The 15,848-nt window shown below is 69.6% G+C and carries 14 protein-coding genes, 1 rRNA gene and 1 riboswitch; of the genes, 12 read left to right on the forward strand and 3 right to left on the reverse strand.

Features of this window, described 5'->3' with window-relative positions:
- The 11 genes from rrf to AOQ53_RS10620 all read left to right on the forward strand — a co-directional run.
- Positions 1 to 68 (forward strand): 5S ribosomal RNA (gene rrf, locus AOQ53_RS48365); the annotation flags it as partial.
- A gap of 109 nt (positions 69 to 177) precedes the next feature.
- Positions 178 to 786 (forward strand): CDP-alcohol phosphatidyltransferase family protein, encoded by a 609-nt coding sequence (locus AOQ53_RS10575; protein ID WP_059416752.1) that lies wholly within the window; start codon positions 178 to 180, stop codon positions 784 to 786.
- A 115-nt stretch (positions 787 to 901) separates the two neighbouring features.
- On the forward strand, positions 902 to 3,397 hold the full coding sequence (locus AOQ53_RS10580; protein WP_059416753.1) for a mannose-1-phosphate guanyltransferase: 2,496 nt from the start codon (positions 902 to 904) through the stop codon (positions 3,395 to 3,397).
- A gap of 98 nt (positions 3,398 to 3,495) precedes the next feature.
- Positions 3,496 to 4,410 (forward strand): DUF881 domain-containing protein, encoded by a 915-nt coding sequence (locus AOQ53_RS10585; protein WP_099054570.1) that lies wholly within the window; start codon positions 3,496 to 3,498, stop codon positions 4,408 to 4,410.
- Positions 4,407 to 4,739, forward strand: a complete 333-nt coding sequence (locus AOQ53_RS10590; protein WP_003988855.1) for a small basic family protein — start codon at positions 4,407 to 4,409, stop codon at positions 4,737 to 4,739. Before AOQ53_RS10585 ends, AOQ53_RS10590 begins: the two co-directional genes overlap by 4 nt.
- A gap of 5 nt (positions 4,740 to 4,744) precedes the next feature.
- The gene (locus AOQ53_RS10595) at positions 4,745 to 5,683 is read left to right on the forward strand and encodes a DUF881 domain-containing protein (RefSeq protein ID WP_059416755.1); all 939 of its coding nucleotides are present in this window, start codon (positions 4,745 to 4,747) and stop codon (positions 5,681 to 5,683) included.
- Between the two features lie 61 nt (positions 5,684 to 5,744).
- Positions 5,745 to 6,698 (forward strand): FHA domain-containing protein, encoded by a 954-nt coding sequence (locus AOQ53_RS40675; RefSeq protein ID WP_078945246.1) that lies wholly within the window; start codon positions 5,745 to 5,747, stop codon positions 6,696 to 6,698.
- A 50-nt stretch (positions 6,699 to 6,748) separates the two neighbouring features.
- Positions 6,749 to 7,483, forward strand: a complete 735-nt coding sequence (ftsR, locus tag AOQ53_RS10605; RefSeq protein ID WP_059416756.1) for a transcriptional regulator FtsR — start codon at positions 6,749 to 6,751, stop codon at positions 7,481 to 7,483.
- A gap of 84 nt (positions 7,484 to 7,567) precedes the next feature.
- On the forward strand, positions 7,568 to 8,041 hold the full coding sequence (locus AOQ53_RS10610; protein ID WP_003988851.1) for a bifunctional nuclease family protein: 474 nt from the start codon (positions 7,568 to 7,570) through the stop codon (positions 8,039 to 8,041).
- A 316-nt stretch (positions 8,042 to 8,357) separates the two neighbouring features.
- Positions 8,358 to 9,041 carry a MerR family transcriptional regulator gene (locus AOQ53_RS10615; RefSeq protein ID WP_174523263.1) on the forward strand — a complete coding sequence of 228 codons (684 nt, stop codon included), beginning with the start codon at positions 8,358 to 8,360 and terminating at the stop codon, positions 9,039 to 9,041.
- Between the two features lie 133 nt (positions 9,042 to 9,174).
- Positions 9,175 to 10,578, forward strand: coding sequence for a DNA polymerase IV (locus AOQ53_RS10620; protein ID WP_078945248.1), 1,404 nt, complete (start codon positions 9,175 to 9,177; stop codon positions 10,576 to 10,578).
- A gap of 39 nt (positions 10,579 to 10,617) precedes the next feature.
- Here AOQ53_RS10620 and AOQ53_RS10625 read toward each other — a convergent pair whose 3' ends face one another.
- Positions 10,618 to 10,992 carry a PRC-barrel domain-containing protein gene (locus tag AOQ53_RS10625; protein ID WP_059416758.1) on the reverse strand — a complete coding sequence of 125 codons (375 nt, stop codon included), beginning with the start codon at positions 10,990 to 10,992 and terminating at the stop codon, positions 10,618 to 10,620.
- Positions 10,993 to 11,105: 113 nt separating this feature from the next.
- A riboswitch (glycine riboswitch) is annotated at positions 11,106 to 11,201 on the forward strand.
- 177 nt (positions 11,202 to 11,378) lie between these two features.
- Between AOQ53_RS10625 and gcvP the strand changes: the two genes are divergently transcribed.
- Positions 11,379 to 14,264, forward strand: coding sequence for an aminomethyl-transferring glycine dehydrogenase (gcvP, locus tag AOQ53_RS10630; RefSeq protein WP_059416759.1), 2,886 nt, complete (start codon positions 11,379 to 11,381; stop codon positions 14,262 to 14,264).
- Positions 14,265 to 14,345: 81 nt separating this feature from the next.
- Here the strand turns inward: gcvP and AOQ53_RS10635 are convergent, their stop codons facing one another.
- Together AOQ53_RS10635 and AOQ53_RS10640 are read right to left on the reverse strand one after the other, a co-directional pair.
- The gene (locus tag AOQ53_RS10635) at positions 14,346 to 14,735 is read right to left on the reverse strand and encodes a TOBE domain-containing protein (RefSeq protein WP_059416760.1); all 390 of its coding nucleotides are present in this window, start codon (positions 14,733 to 14,735) and stop codon (positions 14,346 to 14,348) included.
- 26 nt (positions 14,736 to 14,761) lie between these two features.
- Positions 14,762 to 15,838: an ABC transporter ATP-binding protein gene (locus AOQ53_RS10640; protein WP_059416761.1), complete on the reverse strand. Its 1,077-nt coding sequence runs from the start codon at positions 15,836 to 15,838 to the stop codon at positions 14,762 to 14,764.
- Positions 15,839 to 15,848: the final 10 nt, after the last annotated feature.

Genomic DNA, 15,848 nt, shown 5'->3' on the forward strand with positions numbered 1-15,848 from the left:
AAGCTAAGCCTTACAGCGCCGATGGTACTGCAGGGGGGACCCTGTGGGAGAGTAGGACGCCGCCGAACTCCTTTTAGAGCTCTGGCTCTTGGGCACACAGCCCGAGAGCCAGAGCTTTTTTGCGTTGAGGTAAGGTCAGGGAGCATCGTTGGCTCGTTTCCCACAGGAGGCCCCCGGGTGGAGGTTCAGGAGACTCGCGTCCAGACGGACCGTGTGCTCACCATCCCGAACATCCTCAGTATGGCGCGCCTCGTCGGCGTGCCCCTCTTCCTGTGGCTGATTCTGCGTCCTGAGTTCGGTGGGCCCCAGAGTGACGGCTGGGCCCTTCTGGTACTGGCCCTCAGCGGCGTCAGTGACTACCTGGACGGCAAGCTCGCGCGGCGCTGGAACCAGATCAGCAGCCTCGGCCGGCTTCTCGATCCCGCGGCCGACCGGCTCTACATTCTCTCGACTTTGGTTGGTCTCACGTGGCGAGAGATTCTGCCCCTCTGGTTGACCGCTGCACTTCTGGCGCGGGAGCTGGTTCTGCTGGTGATGGTGGGCATCCTCCGCCGGCACGGCTATCCGCCCCCCCAGGTGAACTTCCTGGGCAAGGCCGCCACCTTCAACTTGATGTATGCCTTCCCGCTGCTCCTGCTCAGTGACGGAAGTGGTTGGATCTCGTCACTGGCTGCTATTTTCGGATGGGCGTTCGCTGGATGGGGTACAACGCTGTACTGGTGGGCAGGAGTCCTCTACGTGGTACAAGTCCGCCGCCTGGTCCGTGCGGACGCCATGCCCGATTGAACTCGCGGATTGCTCCCACCGAAGCGGTGCGTTGGCCCGTGGTGCAAAAGTGCGGGACAATCCTCGCGGGGGAAGTCGGCTAGACCGTCGTCTCTTAGAGGAGGACGCTTCCGACATGAAGGCCGTCGTGATGGCCGGAGGCGAAGGCACGCGCCTTCGCCCCATGACCTCAAGCATGCCCAAGCCGCTCCTGCCCGTGGCCAACCGCCCGATCATGGAGCATGTGCTGCGGCTGCTCAAAAGGCATGGGCTCAACGAAACAGTCGTAACTGTCCAGTTCCTGGCCTCGCTCGTCAAGAACTACTTCGGTGACGGCGAAGAGCTCGGCATGGAGCTCACCTATGCCAATGAGGAGAAGCCACTCGGTACCGCCGGAAGCGTCAAGAATGCCGAAGAGGCGTTGAAGGACGATGCCTTCCTCGTCATCTCAGGCGATGCGCTGACGGATTTCGACCTCACCGAGCTCATCAACTTCCACAAGGAGAAGGGTGCACTGGTCACGGTCTGTCTGACGCGTGTGCCCAATCCGCTGGAATTCGGCATCACCATTGTCGACGAGGAAGGCAAGGTGGAGCGCTTCCTCGAGAAGCCCACCTGGGGCCAGGTCTTCTCCGACACCGTGAACACCGGCATCTATGTGATGGAGCCCGAGGTCTTCGACTATGTCGAGCCCGATGTGCCCGTCGACTGGTCCGGCGATGTCTTCCCGCAGTTGATGAAGGAAGGCAAGCCGGTCTACGGCTATGTGGCCGAGGGGTACTGGGAGGACGTCGGCACGCACGAGAGCTATGTGAAGGCGCAGGCCGACGTCCTGGAGGGCAAGGTCGACGTCGACATCGACGGGTTCGAGATCTCCGCCGGGGTGTGGGTCGCCGAGGGGGCGGAGGTCCATCCTGACGCCGTGCTCCGCGGGCCCCTTTACATCGGGGACTACGCCAAGGTCGAGGCAGGCGCCGAAATCCGTGAGCACACCGTCGTGGGCTCCAACGTGGTCGTCAAGAGCGGCGCTTTTCTGCACAAGGCCGTCGTTCACGACAACGTCTACGTGGGGCCGCACAGCAATCTGCGTGGCTGCGTGGTCGGAAAGAACACGGACATCATGCGCGCGGCGCGGATCGAGGACGGGGCGGTCATCGGTGATGAGTGCCTGATCGGTGAAGAATCGATCGTCCAGGGCAATGTGCGGGTCTATCCGTTCAAGACCATCGAAGCCGGCGCCTTCGTCAATACCTCAGTCATCTGGGAATCCAGGGGACAGGCACACCTCTTCGGTGCCCGGGGTGTGTCCGGAATCCTGAACGTGGAGATCACGCCGGAGCTGGCGGTACGGCTTGCCGGCGCCTATGCGACGACCCTGAAGAAGGGCTCGACCGTCACCACGGCCCGCGACCACTCACGTGGTGCCCGCGCGCTGAAGCGGGCGGTGATCTCCGCGTTGCAGGCCAGTGCCATCGACGTACGGGACCTGGAGAACGTGCCGCTGCCGGTGGCCCGGCAGCAGACGGCGCGAGGCAGTGCGGGCGGGATCATGATCCGGACCACGCCCGGGGTGCAGGATTCCGTCGACATCATGTTCTTCGACGGGCAGGGCGCGGACCTGTCGCAGGGCAGCCAGCGGAAGCTGGACCGGGTGTTCGCGCGGCAGGAGTACCGGCGTGCGTTCCCCGGGGAGATCGGTGACCTGCACTTCCCGGCGAGTGTCTTCGATTCGTACACCGGGTCGCTGCTGCGGAACGTCGACACGACCGGGATCGCGGACTCCGGCCTGAAGGTGGTCGTGGACGCGTCCAACGGAAGTGCGGGACTCGTGCTGCCGAGCCTGCTCGGGAAGCTCGGCGTCGACTCGCTGACGATCAATCCCGGTCTCGACGAGTCCAGGCCGACGGAGACGGCCGACATGCGGCGGTCGGGGATGGTGCGTCTCGGGGAGATCGTGGCGTCCTCGGGGGCCGCGTTCGGGGTGCGGTTCGATCCCGTCGGTGAGCGGCTGTCCCTCGTCGACGAGAAGGGGCGCATCATCGAGGACGACCGGGCGCTGCTCGTGATGCTCGATCTCATCGCGGCCGAGCGGCGCAGCGGCCGGGTCGCGCTGCCGGTGACCACGACCCGGATCGCCGAGCAGGTGGCGGCGTACCACGGGACCCAGGTCGAGTGGACGACCACGTCTCCCGACGACCTCACGCGCGTCGGCGGTGAGGAAGGGACGATCTTCGGCGGCGACGGCAAGGGAGGCTTCATCGTCCCCGAGTTCAGCAGCGTGTACGACGCCACTGCGGCCTTCGTACGGCTCATCGGACTCGTGGCGCGGACGCAGCTCACGCTCAGCCAGATCGACGCGCGGATCCCGCGGGCGCACGTCCTGAAGCGGGACCTGGCGACTCCGTGGGCGGTCAAGGGGCTCGTGATGCGGCGGGTCGTCGAGGCGGCCGGAGACCGGTTCGTGGACACCACGGACGGCGTGCGTGTGGTGGAGACGGACGGCCGCTGGGTGATGGTGCTGCCCGACCCGGCCGAGGCCGTCACCCACCTGTGGGCCGAGGGCCCGGACGACGCCTCCGCGCAGGCCCTGCTGGACGAGTGGTCGGCGGTCGTGGACAGCGCCGGCCGGTAGAACGGCCTGCACGCCTGCGTGCCGGACAAGTGTCCCCAACGGGGCCTGTCCGGCCCGCCGGTGGGGCCGTTCGGAGGTAGCGGCCCCGACGTGCGACGATGTGCGGCATGCCGCAGCAACCCCCCATTCGGAGCACACCGACGCGGCCCAGGCGCCCGGACGCGTCCATGTCGTTGCTCACCAACGTCATGGACCACAGCCTCGACGACGGCTACGCCGAGGCTGCCGCGCGGAAGAAGGCCGCGGGCGACGCCGGCATGCCGAAGACGCTCAGGGCGAAGCTGGGGCTTGCCGCCGGCCTGGTGCTCGCGGCCCTCGTCGTGACCGTGGGAGCGGCGCAGGCGCGGGTCGCCGCTCCGGTCGTCGCCAAGGAGCGCGAGGAACTGGTCGACCGGATCGACCGGGAGACCGAGGCGGCGGACAAGCTGGAGGACTCCGTCGACCGGCTGCGCGAGGACGTGAGTGCCCGACAACGGGAGGCGCTGAAGCACAGCGGTGGCAGCGCCGAGTCCGAGATCGTGGGCATCCTGTCGGGCGCCACGGCGGTGCACGGCCCTGGCGTGAAGCTGGTGGTGAACGATGCCAAGGACGCCGGCACGGGCGGTGACGGCGACCCGCGCGAGACCACCGGCTTCTCCGACACCGGCCGGGTGCGCGACCGGGACATGCAGCGCGTGGTCAACGGACTGTGGGAGTCGGGCGCCGAGGCCGTCTCGATCAACGGGCAGCGGCTGACGGCGCTGTCCGCGATCAGGGCCGCGGGGGACGCGATACTGGTCGACAACAAGCCGCTGGTGCCGCCGTACACGGTGCTCGCGGTGGGGGACGGTCAGCGGCTGAGCACTCGGTTCCAGAACAGCGCGGATGGGCTGTATCTGGACGCGCTCCAGGAGAGCTACGGCGTCAGGACAGCCATCTCCGTGGAGGACGACCTCCGGCTGCCCGCCGCGCCGAGTGTGATCGTACGTACAGCACAGCCGAGCACTGAGAAGAGCGAGAAGGGCACATCGTGATCGCCGTACTGGGCCTCGTCGTGGGAGTCGTGGCCGGCCTGTTGGTCCGGCCTGAGGTTCCGGCGGTGGTCGAGCCTTATCTGCCGATCGCTGTCGTGGCGGCGCTCGACGCCGTCTTCGGCGGTCTGCGGGCCATGCTCGACGGCATCTTCGACGACAAGGTCTTCGTGGTGTCGTTCCTGTCGAACGTGGTGGTGGCCGCGTTGATCGTGTTCCTGGGGGACAAGCTGGGCGTGGGTGCCCAGCTGTCCACCGGTGTGGTGGTCGTCCTCGGTATCCGGATCTTCTCCAACGCCGCGGCGATCCGCCGGCACGTGTTCCGGGCGTGAGGCCGATGAGCGAGCAGGACGACAAGCGCGCCGCGGAGAACGGCGACCCGCGCGCGGACCAGCGTGGCGGGAGCGGTGAGTCCGGGAGCCGGCTGCGCAAGGAACTGCCCCAAGAGGTGCCCGCGTCGGTGCCCGCTGCCCAGGGCACCCCGGCAGCGGGAGAGGAACCGGCCCCCGAACCGGAGGCGGCCCCCGAGCCCGAGCCCGAGCCCGAGCCGCAGCTGACCGGACGGCAGCGGCTGGTGAAGGGGCTGTGGCCGCCGCGCGTCTCACGGGCCCAGCTCATCGTCGCGGTGCTGCTGTTCGGCCTCGGGTTCGGGCTGGCCGTGCAGGTGGCCTCGAACAGCGACAGTGACAGCGCGCTGCGCGGGGCGCGTCAGGAAGATCTTGTCCGCATCCTCGATGAACTGGATGACCGCACGCAGCGTCTTGAGGACGAGAAGCAGGGCCTCGAGAAGCAGCGCGACGAGCTGGAGAACAGCTCGGACCAGGCCGAAGAGGCCCGGAAGCAGACCATCGAGAAGGAGAGGCAACTCGGCATCCTGGCGGGCACGGTGGCCGCGCAGGGGCCCGGCATCACCATGACCATCGAGGACAAGAAGGGGACGGTCGAGGCGGACATGCTGCTCGACGCGATCCAGGAACTGCGCGCGGCGGGTGCCGAGGCGATCCAGGTGAACGGCGTGCGGGTCGTCGCAGGCACGTTTCTGACGGACTCGGGCCGGGGCGTGGGCGTCGACGGGAACAAGATCAACGCGCCCTATCGTTTCAAGGTCATCGGCAAGCCGCAGGACCTCGAGCCGGCGCTCAACATCCCCGGAGGCGTGGTGCAGACTCTCGAGAAGGAACAGGCCACGGCCACCATCGAGCGGTCGACCAAGATCGTTGTGGACGCCTTGCGGGCGGTGAAGCGGCCTGACTACGCTCGGTCGTCCTCCCAGTGAACCGGGGGTGCATGGGCGACGTTCGGCGAGGGCATGAGGTTGCGGGGGGTCGGCGCACCGATTGGGTGGTGCGTGGTGGAAACTGTCTGGTGCAGACGGACGTTGTCAGGATGTCCGGGTCGGCCAGAGTGTTCAGTCAGGGTTCGTCCTGCCCCACGGGCGGGTCTGTTTCGGTCAAGGGGAATCGCCCGTGAAGTTGTTTGCGAAGTTGTTCGGCAAGAGCGCGCGAGAGGGCAGCGACAACGCTACCGCTCGCCATCGCGCACAGCCTGACGCGGAGGGCCAGCGGCCGCTGTTCCGGGACCAGGTCGGTGGCCCGGGCGGTGACATTTCCGGAGGTCAGGGCGCGCCGTCGGTTGACCCTGCGCAGCCCGGCGGCATAGGTTTCGGGCAACCGTCAACCTCAGGTGCGGGTGGTGGGTTTTCCGACCCGTATGCGTCCAATGCCCCCGGTGGGCAGCCGCGGCAGGAGGATCCGATGTCGGCCCTGGTGTGTACGAGGTGCGGTAACCGCAACGCGGAGAACAGCCGCTTCTGCTCCAACTGCGGCGCGCCGCTGCGGGCCGGAGCGGCGGCGGAGCGTCCGTCCGAGACGACCTCCACGATCTCCATCTCCGGTCTCGAGGCCTACGACAGCGAGACCACCGGCCAGACGCCGATGCCGACGCTGTCCCCCGAGGCGCAGGCGGCCGTCGACGCGCTGCCGCTGGGCTCCGCGCTTCTGGTCGTGCGCCGGGGGCCGAACTCGGGCAGCCGTTTCCTGCTGGACGGCGATCTGACCACGGCCGGGCGTCATCCGCAGAGCGACATCTTCCTGGACGACGTGACGGTCTCCCGGCGGCATGTGGAGTTCCGCCGAGGCCAGGACGGTTCGTTCACGGTGGCCGACGTGGGCAGCCTGAACGGCACGTACGTGAACCGCGAGCGGATCGACCAGGTCGCCCTGAACAACGGCGACGAGGTGCAGATCGGCAAGTACCGGCTGGTCTTCTACGCCAGCCAGCGGGGCTACTGACCGGATCCGTCCGGGGAACCCCGCGAAGGTCCGTCCGTCAGGGAAGGTCCATGCTTCAAACACCGAGCGGCGGTGCCGGGCACGGCGCCGCCGCCACGGACAGGCTGATGAGCATCGGCACGGTGCTGAACGCACTGCGCGACGAGTTTCCCGAAGTCACCATCTCCAAGATCCGTTTCCTGGAGGCGGAGGGGCTCATCGAGCCGCAGCGGACCCCGTCGGGGTATCGCAAGTTCAGCGCACACGACGTCGAGCGTCTCGGTCACGTCTTGAGGATGCAGCGGGACCACTATCTGCCCCTGAAGGTGATCCGCGAACACCTGGAGGCCATGGAGCGCGGTGAGGCCGTCCAGCTGCCGGCGCTGGGACGTCAGCGTGACGGCGACATCGTGCCCGAGTCTCCCGAGGCGCCCACGGCGGCCAGAATCGGGCGCGAGGAGCTGCTCGCCGCCGCCGGTGTCGGTGAGGAGGAGCTCGGGGAGTGGGAGTCGTACGGGCTCGTCACCCCACTGGAGGGCGGGGTGTACGACGCGGAGGCGGCCACGGTGGCCTCGCTGATCGCCGAGCTGGGGCGGTTCGGGATCGAGCCGCGGCACCTGCGGGTGATGAAGGCCGCCGCCGATCGCGAAGCCGGGCTCGTGGACCAGGTGGTGGCCCCGTTGAAGCGGCACCGGAACCCGCAGACCAGGGCTCATGCGGAGGACCGCACCAAGGAGCTGGCGGGGCTCACGGTGAAGCTGCACGCCGCGCTTGTGCAGACGGCGCTCGGGGTGCGACTGCCCTGAGACGGCTGGTCGCGGAGGGCCGGATCAGGCGCCCGTTCCCGGCCCGACTACCCAAACATCCCGAGCACGGCCTAGGGTTACTGTGTGAACGAGCTCGATGTCGTAGGTGTCCGGGTGGAAATGCCCTCCAACCAACCGATCGTGCTGCTGCGTGAAGTGGGAGGCGACCGTTACCTCCCCATCTGGATCGGACCGGGGGAGGCGACGGCGATCGCCTTCGCCCAGCAGGGCATGGCTCCTGCGCGGCCACTGACCCACGACCTGTTCAAGGACGTGCTGGAAGCCGTCGGTCAGGAGCTCACGGAAGTGCGCATCACGGACCTGCGTGAGGGCGTCTTCTACGCGGAGCTGGTCTTCGCCAGTGGCGTCGAGGTGAGCGCCCGCCCGTCCGACGCCATAGCGCTGGCCCTGCGCACCGGTACGCCGATCTACGGCAGTGACACGGTGCTCGACGACGCCGGTATCGCGATCCCGGACGAGCAGGAGGACGAGGTGGAGAAGTTCCGCGAGTTCCTCGACCAGATCTCCCCGGAGGACTTCGGCAGCAGCAGCCAGTGAGCTCCGGCTTCCGGCAAGAGCCGGATGGCGGGGAGAATCAGTGGTCGGTGAGACGTCTGGGCGGCCCGGCGGACGATGTGGTCCGCGGCAGGGCCGCCCGCCGCATGTGCGGCGGGCGAATTGCCCGCATGTGCCTCAGGCGAGTGAAAGCGTCACGCGGCCCGTATCGGAGGCATTCGGCTAGCCTTTCCCCGCGGCGGGGCACGGGAAACCACTCTTAGGGTGATTATCACTCGGCGTGGCGAGTGTGGCGATCGTTGACGCGCCCCTGGTGACTGCCTACCGTCGAGAAGGCAGGTCAAGGACGGAGGTCGGCGTGAGAAGCAGCGGCGACGGTACGGCTGGGGGTGGCCCCGAGCGCAGTCTCAGGGCGAGCGGTCCGTACCCTCCCCCGGGCTCACGACTCCGCCAGAGCGGGGGGTGTCCCCAGCCCGGCGGCGTGGCAGATCACGCTCCGCAGCGACCGACGGCCGTGCCGAGCATCGGAGGGACGACTTCCATGGCGTCCGAGCAGATCGGCTATCGCGGGCCAACGGCCTGCGCGGCTGCCGGTATCACCTACCGGCAGCTGGACTACTGGGCCCGCACGGGCCTCGTCGAGCCGAGCGTGCGTCCCGCCTACGGGTCGGGAACGCAGCGGCTGTACAGCTTCCGGGACGTCGTCGTCCTGAAGATCGTCAAGAGGTTCCTCGACACCGGGGTGTCGCTCCAGAACATCCGCACGGCCGTCAAGCATCTCAGGGAACGCGGTTTCCGCGACCTGGAGCGGATGACGCTGATGAGTGACGGGGCGACGGTCTACGAGTGCACCTCACCGGACGAGGTCCATGCCCTGCTGCAAGGGGGCCAGGGTGTCTTCGGGATCGCCGTGGGCGTGGTGTGGCGCGATGTCGAGAGCGCGCTGTCCCAGCTGCACGGGGAGCGGGTCGACACCGGGGAGACGCTGGTCGGGCCCAACCCGGCGGACGAGCTGGCGCGGCGGCGGAATCGGGCCGTTTGAGCCGCCCGGCGGTGCGGTGCCCTGGCGGCCGTTACGGGCGGGACGTTTCCGCACGGGACTGCAAGAGGTTTCCCTCAGGGCGTCAGGGCGGTTGTCCGGGGCGTTGTCAGTGGCGTAGGGCAGCATCGGAGATGTGAGAACCGCGCCCACGATCCTGCATCTCGACATGGATGCCTTCTTCGCCTCGGTGGAGCAGGCGTCCAAGCCGAGTCTGCGCGGGAAGGCCGTGGTCGTGGGCGGGCTGGGGCCGCGGGGCGTCGTGGCCACGGCGTCGTACGAGGCCAGGGTCTTCGGTGTGCATTCGGCGATGCCGATGGGGCAGGCCAGGCGTCTCGCGCCCAACGCCGCGTATCTCGTGCCGCGCTTCGGGTTCTACAAGGCGATCAGCGAGCGGGTGATGGAGCTGCTGCGGGCGTTGTCGCCGCTGGTGGAGCCGCTGAGCCTGGACGAGGCGTTCGTGGACCTGGAGGCCGGGGGAGCGGCCTGGGACGAGCAGTCGGCGCGGCTGGTCGGGGCGCGGCTGCGCGCGGACATACGGGCCGTCACCGGGCTCACGGGGTCGGTCGGGCTCGCCGCCTCCAAGATGCTCGCGAAAATCGCCTCGGAGCAGGCCAAGCCCGACGGGCTGGTGGTGATCGAGCCGGGGACCGAGCGGGCGATGCTCGGTCCGATGTCGGTGCGGACACTGCCGGGGGTCGGGCCGGCGACGGGCGACCACCTGCGGCGGGCCGGGATCACCACGATCGAGGAGATCGTCGAGGCGGGCGAGGACGAAATGGTCCGGCTGCTGGGAAAGTCGCACGGGCACGGCCTCTACGCCATGGCGCTCGCGCGGGACGACCGGCCCGTGGTGGCGGAGCGGGAGGCGAAGTCGGTGTCGGTCGAGGACACCTACGACGTGGACATCCACGACCGGGTGCGGGTCGGCCTCGAGGTGCAGCGGCTCGCCGACCGGTGCGTGCGGCGGCTGCGCGGGGCCGGCCTGTCCGGGCGGACGATCGTGCTGAAGGTGCGGCGGTACGACTTCTCGACGCTCACCCGGTCCGAGACGCTGCGCGGGCCGACGGACGATCCCGGGGTGATCCGCGAGGCGGCGGCCCGGTTGCTCGACTCGGTCGACACGACGGGCGGTGTGCGGCTGCTCGGGGTGGGCGTCAGCGGGCTCGCCGACTACACGCAGGAGGATCTCTTCGCGCAGGCGGCGGGGGAGCGGACGCCGGGGCAGGGGCCGGTCGAGGAGCCTGCCGTGGCGCCGGCCGAGGAGCAGCCGGCGCTCGCCGAGCGGCTGTGGCCGGCCGGGCACGACGTACGGCACGCCGCGTTCGGGCACGGGTGGGTGCAGGGCAGCGGTCTGGGGCGGGTCACCGTGCGGTTCGAGACGCCCGGCTCGGAGCCCGGGCGGGTGCGCACCTTCCGGGTCGACGATCCGGATCTGGAACCGGCGGATCCGTTGCCGCTGGTGTTATCGAGACCGGAGGACAGCGGCGGGCCGGAGGGCGCGTCCGGAGCTGTGGGGCTGCGGTCCACTGCCCCTTAGACGCCTGGACGGCTGGCAGTTGGACGGCTTGCCGGGGCTTCAGGCCGTCTCGTCCGTGCCTGCCAGTTTGCCGTAGTCGTGGTCCGCGAGCGGGGGAGGTGCGGCGACGTCCAGGCCGTAGTGGTGGTAGAGCTGGAGTTCCTGTTCCGGGGAGAGGTGGCGGCCCACGCCGAAGTCGGGGGCGTCTTTGATCAGGGCGCGGTCGAAGGGCACGTGGAGGGCGCCGTCAATCAGTTCACTCGGCTCGAGTGGGACGAAAGCGTCCCTGCTGAACAGGCCGGTCCGTATGGCCGCCCACTCCGGCTCGCCGGTGGCGTCGTCGAGGTAGACCTCGTCGATCGTGCCGATCCTGGTTCCGTTGCGGTCGAACGCCTTGCGGCCGATCAGGTTGCGCGGATCGATATCGGTTCGCACGGGCCCTCCACATGGTCGCAACTCATCCGTAAGCACTACAAAACGGCACAATCGGAGAAGCGGCCACTCGAAGGTTCGTGCGTTGACCGCGCTGGTACGCTGGCAGCGGCTGCTGACCCCGTGCGGGAGAGTCCTCCAGACACCATCGGAGGCGCCGAAGGAGCAAATCCTCCCCGGAATCTCTCAGGCTCACGTACCGCACGGACGAGGTCACTCTGGAAAGCAGGGCGGGTGTCGACGGCTTCCGCTCTCACCGACGGTGAAAGCCGGAGGCCTTCGGGCGATCCGGTGAAGCTCTCAGGTCGAGATGACAGAGGGGGAGGCCGTTCGGGTACCCGTGCCGTGGTGCCCCTCGAAGGTCGTGTCAGACCAGGAGGCCTCCGCAAATGACCGCCCATCGCATTCCGCTCTCCGAGCTCGAAGAGGCAGTTCCCTTCGAGCAGCGCCACATCGGCCCCGACCACGAGGCCCGCGCCAAGATGCTCGCGCAGGTCGGCTACGGCTCGCTGGACGAGCTCACGGCCGCCGCGGTCCCGGCCGTGATCAAGAGCGCCGAGGCGCTGGACCTGCCGGGCGCCCGCAGCGAGGCCGAGGTGATCGCCGAGCTGCGCTCCCTCGCCGACCGCAACCAGGTCCTCGGCTCCATGATCGGGCTCGGGTACTACGGCACGTTCACGCCGCCGGTCATCATGCGCAACGTCATGGAGAACCCGGCCTGGTACACGGCCTACACGCCGTACCAGCCGGAGATCTCGCAGGGACGGCTCGAGGCGCTGCTCAACTTCCAGACCATGGTCGCCGACCTCACCGGACTGCCCACCTCCGGTGCCTCGCTGCTCGACGAGGGCACCGCGGCCGCTGAGGCCATGGCCCTGTCGCGGCGGCTCGGCAAGAACAAGAGGGGCCTGTTCCTGGTCGATGCGGACGCGCTGCCGCAGACCATCGCCGTGATCCAGACCCGGGCAGAGCCGGCCGGCGTCGAGGTCGTCGTCGCCGACCTCGGTGAGGGCATCCCCGCCGAGATCGCCGAGCGCGAGATCAATGGCGTGCTGATCCAGTACCCGGGCGCCTCCGGAGCCGTTCGGGACATCAAGCCGGTCATCGACCAGGCGCACGAGCTCGGGGCGCTCGTCACCGTCGCCGCCGATCTGCTCGCGCTGACGCTGCTGAAGTCGCCCGGTGAGCTCGGCGCGGACATCGCCGTCGGGACGACGCAGCGCTTCGGTGTGCCGATGGGCTTCGGCGGTCCGCATGCCGGCTACATGGCGGTCAAGGAGAAGATGGCGCGCAGCCTGCCCGGGCGGCTCGTCGGCGTGTCCGTGGACGCCGACGGCAACAAGGCCTACCGGCTGGCACTGCAGACGCGTGAGCAGCACATCCGCCGTGAGAAGGCGACCAGCAACATCTGCACCGCGCAGGTGCTGCTCGCCGTCATGGCCGGCATGTACGCCGTCTACCACGGGCCGGAGGGCCTGAAGGGCATCGCGCGGCGCACCCACCGGTACGCCACGGTTCTCGCCGCCGGGCTCGCGAACGGCGGTGTCGAGGTCGTGCACGGCTCCTACTTCGACACGCTGACCGTGCGCGTCGAGGGCCGGGCCGCCGACGTCGTGGCCGCCGCGCGGGAGAACGGGGTCAACCTCCGTCTCGTCGACGCCGACCACGTCTCGATCGCCTGCGACGAGACCACCACGCGGGCCCAGCTGCGTGCCGTCTGGGCCGCCTTCGGTGTCGAGGGTGTCATCGAGGCGCTGGACGCGGCCACCGAGGACGGGCTTCCGGACGCGCTGCTGCGCACCGACGAATACATGACACACCCCGTCTTCCACCAGCACCGCTCCGAGACCGCCATGCTGCGCTACCTGCGCCGGCTGGCCGACCGCGACTACGCGCTCGACCGGGGCATGATCCCGCTGGGCTCCTGCACCATGAAGCTCAACGCGACCACGGAGATGGAGCCGGTCACCTGGCCCGAGTTCGGGCAGCTGCACCCCTTCGCGCCCGCCGAGCAGGCCGGGGGCTACCTCACGCTCATCCACGAGCTGGAGGACCGTCTCGCCGAGGTCACCGGGTACGACAAGGTGTCCCTCCAGCCGAACGCCGGGTCGCAGGGCGAGCTGGCCGGTCTGCTCGCCGTACGCGGGTACCACCGGGCCAACGGGGACGAGCAGCGCATCGTGTGCCTGATCCCGTCGTCCGCGCACGGCACCAACGCCGCCAGCGCGGTGATGGCGGGCATGAAGGTCGTCGTCGTGAAGACCGCCGAGGACGGCGAGATCGACGTCGAGGACCTGCGGGCGAAGATCGAGCAGTACCGCGACGAGCTGTCGGTGCTGATGATCACGTACCCGTCCACCCACGGTGTGTTCGAAGAGCACGTCGCCGACATCTGCGCGCAGGTGCACGAGGCGGGCGGGCAGGTCTACGTCGACGGGGCCAACCTCAACGCGCTCGTGGGGCTCGCCAAGCCGGGGCACTTCGGCGGTGACGTCTCGCACCTGAACCTGCACAAGACCTTCTGTATCCCGCACGGCGGCGGAGGTCCCGGCGTCGGCCCGGTGGCGGTGCGTGAGCACCTCGCGCCGTACCTGCCGAACCACCCGCTCCAGCCCGAGGCGGGCCCGGAGACGGGCGTCGGTCCCATCTCCGCGGCGCCGTGGGGTTCCGCCGGCATCCTGCCCATCTCCTGGGCGTACGTCCGGCTCATGGGCGGCGAGGGGCTGAAGCGGGCCACGCAGGTCGCGGTGCTCAGCGCCAACTACATCGCCAAGCGGCTGGAGCCGCACTACCCGGTGCTCTACACCGGCCCCGGCGGGCTCGTGGCGCACGAGTGCATCATCGACCTGCGGCCGCTGACCAAGGCGACCGGGGTGAGCGTCGACGACGTCGCCAAGCGGCTGATCGACTACGGCTTCCACGCGCCGACGATGTCCTTCCCGGTGGCCGGGACGCTGATGATCGAGCCGACCGAGTCGGAGGACCTGACCGAGCTGGACCGGTTCTGCGAGGCGATGATCGCCATCCGTGCGGAGATCGAGAAGGTCGGCTCCGGCGAGTGGCCCGCGGACGACAACCCGCTGCGGGGCGCCCCGCACACCGCCGGGACGCTCGCCGGGGAGTGGGAGCACGCCTACAGCCGTGAGGAGGCCGTCTTCCCGGCCGGCGTCTCGGCCGCCGACAAGTACTGGCCGCCGGTGCGCCGCATCGACCAGGCCTTCGGCGACCGGAACCTGGTCTGCTCCTGCCCGCCGCTGGACGCGTACGAGGACTAACCGGCCGGATCGGTCGTAAGGGAGGGGCTCCGCGGTGCGGGGCCCCTCCCGTCATTCGGCGGCGAGGGACACCTCGGTCGACTAGATCAGGGCGACGACGGGGGTTCCCGCCGACAGGGCGAGGTCGTCCGCGGCGTCCCTGGTGATCGCGGCGGTCAGCTCGCCGCCCTCGACGGTGACCCGGACGGACGCCATGGCGTCGCCGGTCGCGATGTCCGTGACCGTGCCGGGGAGCCGGTTGCGGATGGACAGGCCCTCGACGGGGGCGGTGGCCAGCGAGACCTCCGTCGACTTCACCAGGGCGCGCACGGCGGTGCCCGGCGCGAGACCGAGGTCGTCCGCCGCCTCTCGGGTGATCGCCGCGGTGAGGGCCTGGCCGCCGGCGAGGCGGACCCTGACCGTCGCCATGGCCTCGCCCGGCGTGACGGCGGTGACGGTGCCGGGGAGCTGGTTGCGGATGCTCAGGCTCATGGGGGCACGGTAGCCCGGTGAGTTCCTTATGCCGGGTATGCGTGCGTTTGCGTCGCCTTGACCGTCGCCCAAACCGGGGCACCGGGATGCAGGTCGAGTTCGGCCGCGGCGACCGTGGTGAGGTCGGCGGTCAGGGGGAGTTCGCCGGTGAGGTCCGCGCGGATCTGGTCGCCGTGCGTCTCCAGTCCTGCGACCTCACAGCGCCACAGGTTGCGGGCGCTGGAGCCCGTGGGGCGTTCCCGGTACAGCGTCACGGCGCCGGGCGGGAACGCCACGAAGGCCGGGCCGGAGAGCTCATCCGTGGTCGTGATGGCCGGACCCGCGTCGAGCCGGACGGTGTGGCCCTCGGCCCGTCCCCGGTAGAGGTTGAGGCCGACGAGCCGGGCGATGTAGTCCGTGCGGGGGTGGCGGGCGATGTGGGAGGGCGTGCCCTCCTGGACGACGTGGCCGTGCTCGACGACGACCAGGCGGTCCGCCAGCACCATGGCGTCCAGCGGGTCGTGTGTGACGAGGACGGCCACGGCTTCGAACTCGGCGAGGTGGCGCCGGAGCTGGGCACGCACCTCCAGACGGGTGCGGGCGTCGAGCGCGGCGAGGGGTTCGTCCAGGAGCAGCAGCCGGGGGCGGGTGGCCAGGGCCCGGGCCACGGCCACGCGCTGGGCCTGGCCGCCGGAGAGACGGCGGGGCTTGGCGCCGGCGTGGTCGGCCAGGCCCATGCGGTCCAGCCACTCGGCGGCCTGGGCACGAGCCTCGGCCTTGCTCGCGCCCCGGCAGCGCGGGCCGAAGGCGACGTTGTCCAGGGCGGTCAGATGAGGGAAAAGCAGGTAGTCCTGGAAGACGACGCCGACGGGGCGGGACTCGGGCGGCATGGCGTCCAGCCGGGTGCCGTCCAGCCGTAGGTGACCCGACGTGAGGGGCGCGAGCCCCGCGAGTGCGCGCAGGGCCGTCGTCTTGCCGGCACCGTTCGGGCCGAGCAGGGCGACGACGTCCCCGGGGGCGGCGGTGAGCGTGACGTCCAGGCGGAAGGTGCCGCGGTCGACGACGAGGTGAGCGTCGAGGCCTTCGGTGAGGACGCCGGTCGTGGTGCCGTCGAGGTCGGTCATCAGGGTTCGT

This window comes from Streptomyces azureus, from assembly GCF_001270025.1.
Classification (GTDB): Bacteria; Actinomycetota; Actinomycetes; order Streptomycetales; family Streptomycetaceae; genus Streptomyces; species Streptomyces azureus.